Annotated in this window: 10 protein-coding genes; 5 read left to right on the plus strand and 5 right to left on the minus strand. The window is 37.4% G+C overall.

Annotated elements, in window-relative coordinates; all coding sequences use genetic code 11:
- Window positions 1–1,041: 1,041 nt before the first annotated feature.
- The 5 genes from A6733_RS08400 (at window position 1,042) to A6733_RS05895 (ending at window position 9,914) form a co-directional block, all read left to right on the plus strand.
- Window positions 1,042–2,889, plus strand: coding sequence for a hypothetical protein (locus A6733_RS08400; protein WP_141663475.1), 1,848 nt, complete (start codon window positions 1,042–1,044; stop codon window positions 2,887–2,889).
- 2,014 nt (window positions 2,890–4,903) lie between these two features.
- Window positions 4,904–5,515 carry a hypothetical protein gene (locus A6733_RS05880; protein WP_092411180.1) on the plus strand — a complete coding sequence of 204 codons (612 nt, stop codon included), beginning with the start codon at window positions 4,904–4,906 and terminating at the stop codon, window positions 5,513–5,515.
- 2,288 nt (window positions 5,516–7,803) lie between these two features.
- Window positions 7,804–8,253, plus strand: a complete 450-nt coding sequence (locus A6733_RS05885; RefSeq protein WP_092411179.1) for a hypothetical protein — start codon at window positions 7,804–7,806, stop codon at window positions 8,251–8,253.
- A gap of 179 nt (window positions 8,254–8,432) precedes the next feature.
- Complete coding sequence (locus A6733_RS05890; protein ID WP_092401071.1) at window positions 8,433–8,642, plus strand: hypothetical protein; 210 nt, start codon at window positions 8,433–8,435, stop codon at window positions 8,640–8,642.
- Window positions 8,643–9,338: 696 nt separating this feature from the next.
- Complete coding sequence (locus A6733_RS05895) at window positions 9,339–9,914, plus strand: hypothetical protein (RefSeq protein WP_092411178.1); 576 nt, start codon at window positions 9,339–9,341, stop codon at window positions 9,912–9,914.
- Window positions 9,915–9,948: 34 nt separating this feature from the next.
- Here the strand turns inward: A6733_RS05895 and priA are convergent, their stop codons facing one another.
- The 5 genes from priA to atpA form a co-directional block, all read right to left on the minus strand.
- Window positions 9,949–12,147 (minus strand): replication restart helicase PriA, encoded by a 2,199-nt coding sequence (priA, locus tag A6733_RS05900; protein ID WP_141663294.1) that lies wholly within the window; start codon window positions 12,145–12,147, stop codon window positions 9,949–9,951.
- Window positions 12,148–12,478: 331 nt separating this feature from the next.
- A complete protein-coding gene (gene atpC / locus A6733_RS05905) occupies window positions 12,479–12,916 on the minus strand; it encodes an ATP synthase F1 subunit epsilon (protein WP_092401080.1) in 438 nt (145 codons plus the stop codon).
- A 12-nt stretch (window positions 12,917–12,928) separates the two neighbouring features.
- Window positions 12,929–14,308 carry a F0F1 ATP synthase subunit beta gene (gene atpD, locus A6733_RS05910; protein ID WP_092401083.1) on the minus strand — a complete coding sequence of 460 codons (1,380 nt, stop codon included), beginning with the start codon at window positions 14,306–14,308 and terminating at the stop codon, window positions 12,929–12,931.
- 33 nt (window positions 14,309–14,341) lie between these two features.
- A complete protein-coding gene (gene atpG / locus A6733_RS05915) occupies window positions 14,342–15,214 on the minus strand; it encodes an ATP synthase F1 subunit gamma (protein ID WP_092401086.1) in 873 nt (290 codons plus the stop codon).
- A gap of 14 nt (window positions 15,215–15,228) precedes the next feature.
- Window positions 15,229–16,713 carry a F0F1 ATP synthase subunit alpha gene (gene atpA, locus A6733_RS05920; protein WP_420885910.1) on the minus strand — a complete coding sequence of 495 codons (1,485 nt, stop codon included), beginning with the start codon at window positions 16,711–16,713 and terminating at the stop codon, window positions 15,229–15,231.
- Window positions 16,714–16,764 lie beyond the last annotated feature (51 nt).

Raw genomic sequence — 16,764 nt, forward strand, 5'->3', positions numbered from 1 at the left:
ACCATAATGTCGTTATTCCATCAACTTCAGAAGTACAAGATGTATGACATACCACTCATACAAGCTACTAAAAATATCTTAGCTAGCAAAGATCAATACTTATTGAATAATGTAATGTTTATATAGTGTAGAACAGCGATCTGGTACTTAATTTTTCTTGCTCTTGTATTAACTTGACTCATTAACCTCTTTAGTATTTTTATCTAAGTGTATAAATGTAAATGTTATATTTTACCAACAAATGTGTTATTGGAACTACATTGTAAGTTTGTCAAATTGTCTAAATAAATCAGACATTGGTATTTTATTCTTCAAGAACCAGCACATCCGCATATAGATGTGCATCAACAACAAGAAATTTAAGAAAAAAGCTAATCATAGCAATAAGCAATTATATGTTCTGTCTACGGGTAAGTAGTAAGATAGCAACAATAGTTAATGCTTGATGAAACCATATTGGTAGTTAGTAATCTTCTGCTGAGTTTAATTGCAAATAATGTTAGGATGGCAAACTATAGTTATGAGACTGAATATAATAAGCCCAAGTATGAAACATATATTCATTAAGAAGTAGGGATTAGCATTTTATCTAATTTTATAAGGTAAGGATGGATGAAAATAAAACTGATCTTCTATAGTTATATTCAATACTGTAAACATTTACCTGTTTTTATGTAAACAATTTAGTAAAAATACAACTTTACATATTGCTTTTTACTCTATTAACTAAATTTTAAGAATTATTAAAATCATAATAGTTAATAAAAAAACTAATTCTACTGCCGGCAAGATAATAAAGATAATATAAAGTAATGAATGAGGGTCAATGCTAGTTGAAAGCTGGCTTTTGCTAACTCAGTATGTTAAACGTATTTAATGTTAATGTGGATATATATACTTTTGTGATCATGTTTTTTCTCAGAGTGAGTGTACATATATCGTTGATGAAATATTAGATAATATAAAAAATAAAGCTCGAATCATGGAGTAACTTGTCCACAGCGTCTATGATTATCACAAAGAAAAATAAGGTCTCCGAGTATGGAAAGAGCATCGGGTAGTAAAAGTAGCTCACAAGATAACAATGGACAAGATGTTGCAAATACAGTCCCCCAACCATCATTAAGTTTGGATCAAAGCACAGACCCGTCTGGAGAGGGATTAGAATTGGAGCCAAGTTTAGCTCTAGCTCTTGGAATGCCCCCTGGAAACAACACGATACATCAGGGTATGTTTTATGGCACACCACAGGCTTCCATTGCATTAAGTTTAGCAAATCAAATTTTAGAAACCCAGGAAAACATAATACTTAGTGCACTAGAAAAAGAAACCAGTACAGCAACCAGAGAAGAAGCAAAAAAAGACGATGCTCTCATGGCATATAATGAGGCATTAATGAAAGCTCTGGTAGGAAGCGCAGAAAAACCGGAAGAGGTAGAAAGTACTGTATTGGAAGTAGCTAAAAAAGATGCAGAAGAACTGAGGAAAAAAGTAACATTAGTAGTAGAAGAAAGAGTAGCATCTGCAACAGAAGAAGAAATGGAAGTAGGAACAGAAATAGAAAGAGTGGAAGAAGTAAAAGTATCACCAGTAATAGAAGACATAATGAAAGAAGGAATGGCGGTAGAATCAGTAATAGCAGAAAAAGAAATAGAAGAGTCAGGAGAAAAAGTATCAGCGGTAGTAGAAGAAAGAGAGGCATCTGCAACAGAAGAAGAAATGGAAGTAGGAACAGAAATGGAAAGGGTAGAAGAAGTAAAAATAGCAGCAGTAGTAGAAGACTCAATGGAAGAAGAGGTAGCATTAGAAAAAGAAGAAATGGAAATAGTATTAGAGGTATTAGAAGAAGAAATAGCAATACTGATAGCAAAAGGAATAGCAGAAGAAGAAATGGAAAAAGTAGAAAAAGAATTAGAAGAAGTAGCGTTACTAAAAGAAAAAGAAGAAATGGAATTACTAGCAGAGGAGTTATTAGGGGAAGTAGTAGAAGAAGGAGTGGCAGTAGGAGTAGCAGTGGCATTAATAGAAAAAAGAATAGAAGAAGCAGCATTAGCAGCACAAATGAAAGAAGTAGAAATGGAAATAGAAAGTGTAATAGCAGAGGGGGTGGCAAGAGTAGAAGAAGCAGAAAGAGCAGCGAGAGCAAAAGTAGAGAAAGCGATAGCAGAAGAAGAAGCATCAATAGAAGATGCAATAAAAAGGGTAATGGCATCGGAAACAAGAATTACAACAACAGCAACCGATAAGCTTAGTAATCATCAGAGTAGCCTAACAGAGGCTATTGAAAGTGAATTAGACACACAAGTACAATTACTAGTTAATTTGCTAGAATTACAACTTCAGAGTACGTATCTAGAAGAAATAAAGGAGCAAGAAACGCTCGTAGCTGAAAGTAGAGATAAGGTATCATCTTTACTTCTTCATATGGAATATAAAACTGCATTGGTTATGGTACAAAAAATTATTAAAGCACGATCAGAATCAATATCACTTATAGATAAAGAGCAAAAATTACAAGATCAATTAAAAGATAATGCAGGTAAATATTATACTGAATTAAAGGAAAGTAAAAACAGAGAATGTAGACTTGTTAATACTCTATCAGTATATAATGATTATATTAGCAGTTTATTTGAATTAATGGTCAGAAAAACGTCAGCAGTAGTTTCACAAGAAGATACGTCATTAGAAATTAGTAGTGAATCTTCCACCTCATCTAATTTAGATGGCACATCGTCTTTAGTAGCAATAAGCACAACCATTCCAGAAGTGGATATGCCATCAACTTCTGCTGTACGACACACCAGACATAGGGGACAACATATCAGGCCTGATATACTGAAAGCAATAGAAAGATCTTTAGCAGGGGAAGAGTCTGACAGCGATTAAGTGGTAATATTTATATGATATATTAACTATGAAGTAAGTTATTTAAACAGTGTTATCATATTAGTTAAGTATTTTTAAATAAGATACAAATTGTATACTTTACTTAGAGTCAGTATGTCGACATATTACTGCTCCGTATGCAGTGATAACTGCAGCTACAAGTTTTATGAATGTACTGTTTGCACAATAAAATCAAGAAGAACAAAAATAGCAGTAGAATAATCCAGAAACAAGGAGATTAAATATTTGCCCTAGCGTTATCGTTGCAGCAACAATTGTTAATACCTAATGAGGCTGTATAGACAGCTAGCAATACTTTACAGAGTATGAGCAATACACATAAAAATATCAAATGAATTGAACTTTATGTTTTATTTTTTCTTAATACGGATAATAAAATTCATAATGTATATACTATATCTTTGTAGTGAGATAGCTTATTTTTGGTATGTATGTTTAGTTGTTCATTTTTTGTTAATGAGTGTACGTATATTAACATTAGTTGAAGAAAATATTGTCTGCAGTATGTTCTATTGCCCCTAAAATACGTCCCTCTGGTATGCAGCTAAGATTAAGTAGTACAAATTAAATAAGTAAACAGCAAGATAAATAACGATGAAAAAGATGATGTAGATACACAGTAAGTGTACTAGAACAAAGTACTTAATCCTATGAAGGATGGTTACAGTTGGACAGATTTAGCAATTCAGGAAGATCTATTGAGCAATCATATAGTAAAAACTAGCAATGCTAGCCTAAGAATAATGGCAGTAATAACTGATACTCTTCTAATTAGAAGACATTTTTATAACATCTCTGATTAATAGCATAAAAGCACTACAGGGGTATAAAAAGCGTTATCGGTAGTACTAGAAAGAAGAGTAGAAGTATTGGAAGAAGAAGAATAACTGAAAGCAACAACTGTATTGTGGATAAAAATTAATGGAAATATTATAGCATAAGTATGCAGTTAATTTGTGCAAATAAATTAATACTTCACCAAATTCATCTATACAGTACATCCAATATTAATAATATCTTAACTAAAATATCATCGACAGTGTTTAGACATTTAAACCAAGAATCATGAGTATAAATTATAGGTTATTATTTTTTCTCTTCCTAATTCTTGCGTAAATATCTATTTATGTATGTAGCTATATATAACAACAAATAAATTATAAATAATAAAACTAAATATCATATTTGTTTAGCTTAATAACTTAAGTATAAATATCATTCACAGTACAATAAAATGTTTTACCCATTCATAAATTTGTAGGATCAATTAAGTCGTTTCCCATGTTAAAGGCTATTAGTGTCATCAGTTAATAACAATTAGATTACCTAATTCAGATATACGTGCACATCTCAAATACATTTTGATAAAATAAATATCCAAATACAATTAGAATAATTTGGCAAAATATTTTTTATATCATCAATAAACTCAATGCCAAACATTAGAAATATAGTAAATTTTAATTGAGTAAAATTATTAGTCATATATAAGTACTATACATTTTACATATCAATTAATGTAGTCGCATGCTTTATATATTAGTGTAATTACTAATTAAGTATTGTAATTTAGGCCTTTGGTACTAGGTAGCACAATTTGACTACCGCAAGCTATGTTTTGGCTATATCTATAATTATACTATTTTGATTGAATAAAACTAAATTGAGTAAAACCAGATGCTTTAAGCTTTTTCAGCTTCTTATTCGTACGTAATGATGCGTATATTACAAATGCAAACAAAATATTACAATTCTGCCTGTCTAGTAATGCCAGCACACATAAAAAAAATAGCTGAAAGGGATGTACTAACTTGCTAGGTAAATATGACTAGTTAGTAGATCTGATTGATAAGTTGCTTAAATTAAATCATCATATGTCGGCATAAATTATTGTATTTTTCAGTTATTTTTTGTCACATTTTATGCTCATGTAATTATGAATTATATGTAAGTTTACAAATTTTTCATCACTCATGTAAAAGGGATAAAATCAATGGACAGGTCGAGATTAGTGACAGGTACAGCTGGAGATGGAGATTATGAATCTGATGATGAATCAGGTTCAAATAGTGTTCTCACTAGAGTTAGAGAAAAGCTGGAAGAAGGAGAAACCCGCAATTACGAGCTTACTCGAAAAAGCCCAGGGGAAGAAGAAGAAGAATATGAGATTCAGCGTAATAGTAGGAGCGTAGATCGTGCTGTTTCAAGTTCTCTTTCTAGTGGTGTAGCTAGTCAACGTGCTGCAGCTATCCTCGGTTCGTCAGGAGGACATTCATTATTAATAGGAGAAGTTTGTTGTGCACTATCAGATATTTCAGAGATGACAGATTTAATGTCAGAAGAAGCTAACAAGATGCTAGAAGTTAGCAAAGACATCTGCCATGCACGAGCCTGTAAACTAGGTAATAGTGCAACCGAAGATGATGTACGTAATGCTGATGGTATAATAACTGCTGGTGAAAATAAAATGAGAAACTGCGTTTCGGCGTTGAATAATTATAGTTCATGGGCTAAAGCCAGTAGTTGTACTGCTGATGCCGGAGTAAGTGCCCTAACGTCTTCTTCTTCGACAAGTACTCAAACAAGAGAAAGTAGCAACGATTAATTTATTAATTAGCAGAAAAAATTATTTTAGTATTACTTGAAGGCGCCGGCGCTGAATAGGTTTTAATGAAATCGTAACAAGGAAGGTAAATTGTAATAATGGTGGGTACATATGTTGTAAAAAATGGTCCGGACTTAGTTTTATCAGAAATGCTTGGTTTTAAACATTTATGTAATTTGTATGTGGCAACAAACAAATTATTAACGATGCAGCTACGATATCATATTTGGTTAAACTTAATGATTCAAGTATAAATATCGACTACAGTGCAATAAAATGTTTTTCCCATTTGTAAATTTGTAGTATCAAGTAGATTGTTTTACATGGTGTTAGTATTGTCGGCGGACAATGCTTATATTAACTAAACCAGGTATATGGGTATATGTCAATCACATATTAATAAAATGAATATCCAATATAATTAGGATATTTGGCAGTATGTTCTTTATAGCATCAGTAAACTCAATGCCAGATATTAAAAATGTGGTTGTGTGGTAAATTTTGAGTAAAATTTTATATAAGTACTCCTTTTATATAACAATTTATGTTAGTCGCATGCTTTTTAGTGTAACTACTAATTACGTATGGTAATTTAGACCCAAAATTAGGCACTAGGTAGCACAATATGACTACTGTAAATAGTGTTTCGATGTTTTTTCCATATCTATGATTACATTATTTTAATTGAATAAAACTAAATTCAGTAAAATTGGACACTTAAAAACTTTCATCTTCTTACTTGTAAGTAATAATGCGTATGTTACAAGTGCAGAAAAAAATCACTCCACACCTGCCAAGCAATATCAGCATACATAAAAAAATAGCTTAAAAGGAATGTACTAACTTGCTAGGTAAACATGACTAGTTAAGTCATCATTGATAAGTTGCTTAAATTTACGTATAGGTCAACGTAAATTATTGTAGTTTGTTCAGTTATTTTATGCTCATGAAATTATGAATCATATGTAAGTTTACAAATCTTTCATCGTCATGATAAAAATTATAATCAATGAACGGGATTAGTAGCAAACACAGCAGGAGGAGATTCTAAATCTGCGGAATCAGATTCTGACGGTGCTTTTTCTCTTGTTAAAAGCAATGCCATAAAAAGGAGAAACCCGCAACTACGAGTTTACCCGACAAAGCTCAGAAGAAGATGATATTCAGCGTTAATAATAGAAACACAGAACGTGCTATTTCAAATACTCCTTCTGGGAGTGTATCTGATCAACGTGCTACAATCTGCCCTATCCTAGGCTCGTTGGGGGGACCGCTCATTCTTAAAAAGAGGGGTTTCTTGTACACTATCAGAGATATCATAATTAATAGTACAAGAAACTGAAAAAAACACTCGAAATTAGCAGATCTATCTGCGCTGCACGAGTTCGTAAGCTAATTGCTGGTGCAACCGAAGATAATGTAAATAATGCTGATAATATAATTACTGCCGGTAAAACTAAAATGACTAAATGCGTTTAGTCCTTCTCTTATTTCATGGGCTAAAGTTAGTAGTTGTACTGCTTCGTCCGGAATAATAGTCCTAGCATCTTTTTCTCCGACAAGTACTAAAACAAGATAAAGTAGCAACAATTAACTTAGCAGAAAAAAATTGTTTTATTATTAATGCAGTCACTGGCGCTGAATAAGTTTTAATGGAGTAGTTACAGGAACGGTAATGTTGAAAAAACAATAGTCTGACCATAGTTCTAGCAGGAACGCTTGGCATTGGGTATTCCGTGTCCGTAACACGAGTATATGTAAAATACATATACTCTCAGTAATTAAGGACTACCATAAGCCACATTGTACTAGTGCATTAAGTTGGCGCTAGGTCTCCTACTGTCTGTTACTGTCACCTGGCGGCGTCTGTGTCTGTTAGAATGTTACCTTGTTGAGTTATTTGGTGATGAGGAACTACCGGTGTAGTAGACAATGTGAGCATATTGCACAAAATTCCCGAATAAATTGGGAAGATTTCACATTAGTAATTAGTGCTGTCTGTCATGGTAGTTGCAAAGATGTAAATTTGGTAGGGTAGTACAGGTAAGATGTTAGTCGCGCTTTATAGCATAGTTGCGTCATGCAGAAAATTGGAATATGTAGATCTCAGTTCTGCATACTTGATAAGTATTGGATTTCTTAGCATACCTGATTCTGGTGTCGCTTGAAAAAAATCGGATTTCAGCATGTGCATTTATGGTTAGTTTAGGGAATATTTTGTACCTAATATGAGAAAATCGTTGGTAGCCATAAGATTGTCACTGCGTGTAAGATAGGGAGAAATAGCAATGGGTGGAATATCAGTTCTTTGGACTTCTGGTCTCCTTGAACCACGCGGCAATAGAGATCTTGTATTAAAAGAAGAAAAAAGTTTAGGATTGTGGCAAGGAAAAGTATGCAATAACAATGATGATAAGTTCCCAGAAGAAGAACCATGTTGTGAGGTACTAGTTGCTGTGGGATCTAGTGGTGGGGGTCCACCTCCTCCTCATTATGTTGATGATGGCTATGGTTCTGGCCCAGAATCGGGTGATGGCTCTTTGCTGGGTAGTGATAGTGCTACTGCAGTGTTGCTTGAAGTAGGAAATGCAGATGCTAATGTTTACGAAGGTCGCGAGCGTATATTAGTTAGGTGTATGGTTCTCGTGTCTGTATTGGCTGCGTTTGTTTTTTTGCTTTTATTGGGATTAATTTTGTTCTTGCTCCTTTACAGACGCTTGAGTGTTTCGCCGTATTAAAATATGGATAACAGACCAAAATACTAGTAGTGCCCGCGGAGTTATTGTTTAGGGAAACGTTTTGCAGCTGCTTTATCTGCGTACTTATTTTTTTGTATTGACTGTATGCAGTATAAAAAGTGCTTTCCTGTTAGTAGCTCTACTAGAATAATTAAAGTGATTGATGTGTTAGCTATACCATGACAGATATAACTGGTTTTTCCTTAAGAACGCAAAGTTTGTTAGCATTGCTTGGCGATGAGCTTCTTGCTGAGGCTGGACCTGAGCCTGATAACAATGGATTAGATATAGCCGTTGCCGAACCTGAATTTAGTGATGATGAGTTAGCAGATGCTGAAACTGCCTCATATGAAAGCTCAGCTGGTAATAGTAATGAAGATCTTGAATGAGTTAGTTGCTTGAATATAAAAAGCACAGACAAACATCCTCTAAATTATACTCCGCATGATTTTAGAATTTTCTTGTTCTAAGTCTTGTGGTGCCTGTAGGCATCTTCTTTCAATAACATAAGTTCCGATAAAATGAGTTTCTAATTGACAATAGCTCGATGGCTATGCCGTCTTACTCTGAGCTTTATTTACTGGTAAACACTAACTCTAACAACGTAAACAAAGTAAGAACATAGATACAAACATCAATAGATATTTGTGTCTATATGCTCTAATTTAAGTACTTAATTTACTTACATGGAATACATAGTTTAAGTTTATATTGCGCATAGATATTGTATATGGATTATGTTAGGTCGATATCTGCCCACGCTGTGTGAATTAATTTTAGTTTGTTGATATTCTTACAGCATTAGTAATATAGCGGGCCACTGTACTTTATAGGATGTAGGGGGTCCTTTGCTATATGATGAGTATAAAAAATCGATCGGTGATATAAATTAACATGTACACATTGCGTATACTCGGCGCTTAACTAAAAACTAATAATTACAATTGCAACACATGTTCCAATAACTAACCTTGGTATTTTCAGTTCAAGCTAAGAAAGCGTTAGCGTGTTTTTGATTAATTGGGTGTGTTGTTTTTTCGGTTCCTGCTAATGAGAAATATAATAACTTTTAAGGGGCAAATATTATGGCTGAAGCAGGGGCTTCTAGATCTGGTTACTCAGGTGCTGGTGCGGGTAGACCAGAGGATGGTGATTCCTCATCTACAGGATCCCAAGATATAGCAAAAGTGGATACTGTAGGGGGAGCAGATGAGGAATGTGATCCATTACAAAAGGTTGAGCATGATCTGAGAGAAAGATCAGCTCTGCTAGGCCAGGCCAGAGGTTACCTGATGGGAGACGCTGTGAAGTGCGCTAATCGTTCATTGGCGGAGGGTGGTCGCTCACAGGTGCTTTCAGAGATTCTTGTTAGCCAGGAAGAAATGATTGTAGCGTGTGAAAATATGGTCACGGCTGCAGATAGAATACTTGCAGCTAGCAATGAAATTCACAGAGCAAGAAAAATAATAGTAGATTCGCTGGGTAAAGGTTGGACTCCAGACCTGGAAAGTGAGATTAGAGACGACAGAATGGAACTGGCAGATGCTGCAGACATGGTAGAAGGATGTTCACTGGATTCTGAATCAAGTTCAGCGTCATTTGCGGCTAGGGTCGGCGTACTAATGGGAGACAGTGAAGCCTCAAAAGAGGGAACTAAATAGTATGAATTAAGTGCGGTTAGGGTCGTACTTCTTCTTACACCTCTATTGGATCAACATTTAGGTACCACTCTATGTTGTTATTCAGCGACTCCAGAAGTTTAATGCGTAGGGAGCTAATAAGTAGGTGCAAATTGGATCTGGAAGCAGATTCAATAAGTAGTCGTGCTCTATAGCGTCTTGACACTTTAAAGGGCATCATTGGCACTGGATCGTAAATAATTACCGAACTAGTCTTTATAGACAATGCTATCTCGCGACATCGTTTGATGTTGCTCCATAATTTAGATTCATCTTTGTCACGGATACATAGTAGCACTTGGTGGCATAACGGCGGCAAGTTGCACTCCTCTCGTTGCTTAAGAAGCTCATCAGCAAATAACCAATAATCGTGATTCTTCAATTTTTGATATAACGAGGAATCGGGATATGCTGTTTGTATAAATACCTTGCCAGAACAACGCCCTCGACCTGAACGTCCCGCTACTTGTAGCAATAATGAGAATAATCTCTCTGGGGCTCGTAAAAGAGGAGAAAATAATAGATAATCAGCATCTATAATGCCCACTGTAGTTAAATGTTCAAAATCATGTCCCTTAGCCATCATCTGTGTTCCAACGATAATATCTACTTCTCTACGCTTAATGCGACCAACGATTTCATTAAACACCTGTGGGTTTCTAATTACGTCTTGATCGACTCTAGTTATCTTTGTTCCAGGAAAATGCTCTTCCAGCACCATCTCAACTTTTTGTGTGCCAATACCATACAATGATAAATCAATATTTCCACAATTTGGACATGAGACAACGACGGGTTGATTAAAAGAACAGTGGTGGCAAACTAATTTTTTACTCTCTCTATGAAAAACCAGTCGCACTGAACAATGGGGACACATGCTTTCCCATTGACAAATTAAGCATCTAAGTATAGGAGAAAAACCTCTACGGTTGATAAAAACTAATGATTGTTCAGATTTATTTAGAGCATTTCTTATTGCCAATAAAATACCATTACTTATACCAGATGATAAGTATTGCCCTCTTATGTCTACTAGCGAAATATCTGGCATTATTTGATTATTGGGCCGAGATGTTATCTTATGACATATGTATTTTCCAGCCTTGGCATGTCTAACTGTTTCCAATGATGGAGTAGCCGAAGAAAGAATAATTGGGATGTTAATGCTCTTAGCATACCAAACTGCCAAATCACGGGCATTATATCTTAAGTGATCATCTTGTTTATATGATGGATCATGCTCTTCATCAACTACTATTAGCCCAAGATATGGTAATGGAAAAAACAGTACAGAACGCGTTCCTATAATTATGCTGGCGTTACCAGTAAAAGCAGCTAACCAGTCCTGAGTTTTTATCCTGCCAGTAGTAGCACTACTACAGCATACAACTGAAATTCCAGGAAAATATCTAACAAAGCTTTGACAAGTTTGGTGTATCAGACCTATCTCAGGCAATAGAACTAAAACTTGCTTATTAAGAAGCAAAGTATGTTTAATCCATTGCATATAAGTATTAGTTTTACCGCTACCTGTAACTCCGTATAGCAGATGTACTGAGAACCCCTCTTTGGAAGAAATACATTCTTCAAAAATTTTTTTCTGCTCAGATGACAATGCAATTGTAGGCCAAGAGATTGGTAATGGCGCTGGTTGTTTAAATTCATCTCCAACGCTATGGGTATGTGATTCTATATATTTTTTTCTCAGCAGGGTCTTCAAAATTTGCGATATTTTTGGCGTTACATAAGCAACGCTAGGTAATAGGCAATGCCCGTTGTAGTATCCGATTATGTGGCAAATCTGAGCCGTAGTACTAGTCTGAGGTGGTGTATTATCACAAAAATCCTGTCCATCTTCTGTCAGTTTGTAGCACATTAAACAGAAACTGCTCCCATTTTTTTTAAAATCTGCTGGCACAGTTTGCAGAATGACCCGGCCAATGGGGTAAAAATAATAGCTAGAGGCAAACTCAACTAGGTTGTACCAGCTCCTAGGCATTGGTGGCAATGGCACCACACTGTTAATAAATAGACACTTATCGCCATCTATAGCAGGCTCAATATCTACCCCAATAACAAATGCTAAAACAGACTTTTTTCTGAAGGGAACAAATACCCATTGGTAGCATGATACTGATTGATCATCAGAAATACGATAGTCAAAGAATTGATTACGTGCGCAAACATCCACAACAACTCGTATAAAGCGGCTCAAGTTGCACCTCAGTGTTAATAAAAATATTATAAACTCAACTACCCATTAAGGCTGTGGATAAATCTGTTATAAAATGACTAGCGTGGTTGTGGACAATATAAGACAGTAGATGACAGTTGCCCTGATGGGACAGATAAAACAACACAAAAAATCTAGAAAAAATATTGTGCCATTCCGGTAACATATTGTTTTAAAATATAAAACACGCTTTGCTCAAAACTATGGAATATGTATAAACATAGCTTGTAGCAAAAAACACACTTTCGTTACGAGAGAAAAAACAAACCTCAACGCGGATTTAAGTAGAATCCTGTGGATATTTTCATAAAGCTTAGCGCCTGCGCAGATGCCTCAAAGCAGCCATTTGGGCCTGAACTAGGGCAATTTCCTGCATCATTCTAGCACGCTCATCATCGGCAACCTCAGACACTTCTTTCCTCTTAGCGACAAGCTGAGCTTCTAGAACATGCTCCTCATCAATTTCATCAGTGCGAAGAGCCACATCAGCTAAAAGCACAACCGATGTGGGAAGAACCTCCAGCACACCACCACTAACCACAATGGATTCATCGGGTTTCGATGGTTCTACCCCAACAAATTCACTGGTGTAAATTCTCAGCAATCCTGAAAGAACACGGGTTAAAAACGCAGCATGACCAGCATAGACTCCTATAGGTCCTCGCACGGCAGGAAAAACAGAGAAATAAACCTTGCCTGAGAACAAAGAACCCTTGAGTGTCAGAACATCTAGCTGAAAAAAATTAGCCATGCGGCCGCCCCCTCAAGATAAATTCTTGGCTCTCTCAAAGGCCTCATCAATGCCACCAACCATATAAAAGGCCTGCTCTGGCAGATGATCGCATTCACCATCCACAATCATTTTAAACCCTCGGACGGTTTCAGCCACAGAGACATACTTACCAGGAGAGCCTGTAAACACCTCTGCAACAAAAAACGGCTGGGATAAGAACTTCTGAATTTTCCTGGCCCTTGTAACTGTTAATTTATCACTTTGCGACAATTCGTCCATACCGAGAATAGCTATGATGTCCTTTAACTCCTTGTAGCGCTGCAATGTACCCTGGACAGATCGAGCCACATCATAGTGCTCCTTACCAATAACTGCCGGGTCCAACTGCCTAGCTGCAGAGTCCAGTGGATCTACTGCGGGATATATACCTAAGGCAGCTATGTCTCGCGACAGAACTACTGTAGCATCTAAATGCAGAAACGTTGTTGCAGGGGAGGGATCAGTCAAATCATCTGCTGGCACATATACTGCCTGTATGGAGGTAATAGAGCCTTTCTTGGTAGAGGTTATACGCTCTTGTAGTCGGCCCATTTCTTCAGCTAATGTGGGTTGGTAACCTACGGCAGATGGCATCCTACCCAGCAAAGCTGAAACTTCAGTACCTGCTAGGGTATAACGGTATATATTGTCAATAAACAAGAGAACATCACGACCATCATCACGAAACTTTTCGGCCAAGGTAAGTCCAGTTAATGCAACTCTAAAACGGTTACCTGGTGGTTCATTCATTTGTCCATAAACTAGAGATACTTTGTCTAGTACGTTAGATTCCATCATTTCATGATAGAAATCATTTCCTTCGCGAGTCCTTTCACCAACACCGGCAAAAACTGAGTATCCACTATGCTCAATAGCAATGTTACGAATAAGTTCCATCATGTTTACGGTCTTGCCCACACCCGCACCACCAAACAGTCCGACTTTACCGCCCTTGGCAAAGGGACAAACCAGATCGATTACCTTAATGCCAGTTTCCAATATTTCTGTAGATGGCTTCAAATCCTCAAATGCAGGGGTAGGAGCGTGAATGGAACGAAGCTCGCCATCACCAATTGGTCCCTTCTCGTCTATGGGTTGCCCAAGAACGTCCATTATTCTCCCCAGAGTTTTTTCCCCTACTGGAACAGAAATAGGCCCCCCAGTAGACTCAACATCTACACTGCGTGACAAACCATCTGTGGATCCCATGGCAATAGTGCGCACTAAGCCATCACCAAGCTGCTGCTGAACCTCCAAAACCAGACCCGAATCAACTGTACGGACAGCTTCGTAAATCTTTGGCATACTATCAAGCGGAAACAAAACATCCACTACTGGACCAATGATCTGAACTATCTTACCTTTACTCATACACTATATTTCCTTTGAACGGGCACAACCACGCTACAAAACACTGCTACCACCAACAATCTCTGACAACTCCTTGGTAATGGCAGCCTGACGAGATTTGTTATACTCTAGCTTCAGATAATCAATAAAATCCCCGGCATTGTCAGAAGCAGCTTTCATAGCAACCATCCTCGCGCTCTGCTCCGATGAATTATGCTCGGCCACAGACTCAAAGACTAAACTCTCTATGTAGCGCTCTAACAAAAGATCAACCAACTCCGTCTCACTAGGCTCGAAAATACAGTCGCGCCTCTTAGAGTTAATGGCTGTATCTTCTATAGTTTGTATTGGCAACAACTGCAACAGCTTTGGAACTTGCTTCATCGTGTTCTCAAAACGATTAAACAAAATAAACAGCCTACTAATCTCATTTCGGTCAAAAAGACACAGCATCGATTTTGCCACTGCCAAAATTCCAGAAAAATTATCTTGGTATCCCGTTAACGAAACATGAGCTTCCACATTAAAACCAGTACGTCTAACAAAACTATAAGCTCTCTCACCTATAGTAGCAACACGGCAATCCGAATCTATACTGAGTCTAAGATCATCAATACTCTTTAGGAGACTACGAAATAGATTGGAGTTTAAGCCCCCACATAGACCCTTATCGGTAGAAATTACGATAAAGCCGGTACTAGAGGGAACGGCGCCATTGCCAAATACATAGGTGTGACGATAGTCCTTTGCCAACGATAGCAAGTTCAATGCCAATTCACGCACCTTAACAACATAAGGACGCATGGCAAACATCTCCTCCTGAGCTTTTCTCATTTTAGATGCGGAAACCATATGCATAGCCGTAGTAATCTTACGTGTACTTGTCACACTCTTAATTTTTTGACGAATAATCTTTGCAGACGACATAAAGAAAATCCTACCTAGGAATAAGTTTCTTTAAACTTACCAATAATCGTCCTCAGCTCAACCTCCAAATCACGAACAAGATCATTACTCTTATTAAGACGTGACATAAAATCAGCATGATTATGGTCAATAAACGATAACAACTCACTCTCAAATGAAGAAATCTTAGACACTTCTACTTCATCAAGGTAGCCATTATTAGCAGCAAACAACACTACAGCCATCTGAGCAACAGAAAACGGAGAAAACTGAGACTGCTTCATCAGCTCTACCACCCGCTCTCCATGTTGCAATTGCTTACGCGTAGCTTCATCAAGATCGGAGGCAAACTGAGAAAAAGATGCTAGTTCACGATATTGGGCAAGAGCCAACCTAACACCACCACCAACCTTTTTGATGACCTTGGTTTGTGCAGCACCTCCGACACGTGATACCGAAATTCCCGCATTCAAAGCAGGACGCACACCCGAATTAAAAAGATCAGTTTCCAAAAAAATCTGACCATCAGTGATTGAAATTACGTTGGTGGGAATAAAAGCCGAGACATCCCCTGCCTGAGTCTCAATGATTGGTAGAGCCGTCAAAGAACCAGTCTTGCCCTTAACTTTGCCGCAAGTAGCCCGTTCTACATAGCTCTCATTTACCCGTGACGCCCTCTCTAGCAAACGGGAATGCAAATAAAATACATCACCTGGGTAAGCCTCTCGTCCAGGTGGACGACGAAGCAACAACGATATCTGACGATAGGCCCACGCCTGCTTCGTCAAATCATCATAAACAATCAACGCATCCTCGCCGCGATCACGAAAAAACTCACCCATAGCACACGCAGAGTAAGGGGCAATATATTGCATGGCAGCCGAATCACTTGCAGAGGCCACCACAACAATAGTATGAGCTAAGGCTCCGTGCTCCTCAAGCTTAGACACAACGTTGGCGACAGAGGAAGCCTTTTGGCCAATAGCCACATAAACACAAACAACTCCGGTGCCTTTCTGATTTATAATAGTGTCAATGGCTAAGGAAGTCTTACCGGTCTGACGATCTCCAATTATGAGCTCACGCTGACCACGTCCAATAGGAACCATCGAATCAACGCACTTAATTCCTGTCTGCAATGGCTGAGAAACGGAACAGCGATCAATAACACCAGGAGCAATCTTTTCTATAGGGGAAGTTTTCTCTGTATTTACTGAGCCAAGTCCATCAATGGGACTTCCCAAAGCATCAACCACACGCCCACAAAGAGCACATCCAACAGGAACCTCGAGAATACGCCCAGTGGTATGAACTTTGTCTCCCTCAGATAAATGCCCATACTCACCAAGTAAAACCACACCAACCGAGTCTCTCTCTAGATTCAAAGCTAACCCATAAGTACCACCGGGAAAAGCAACCATTTCCCCTTGCATAACTTTTCCAAGCCCATCCACACGAGCAATGCCGTCAAACAAGGATGAAATAACACCCTCGTTAGACACAACAACATCCATGCTCATACTTTTTATTTTTTCGCGAATGACTGCACTTATTTCACTGGGGCTCAATTG

Origin of the sequence: Candidatus Ichthyocystis sparus (genome assembly GCF_900078745.1) — a bacterium.
GTDB classification, from domain to species: Bacteria; Pseudomonadota; Gammaproteobacteria; order Burkholderiales; family 2013Ark19i; genus Ichthyocystis; species Ichthyocystis sparus.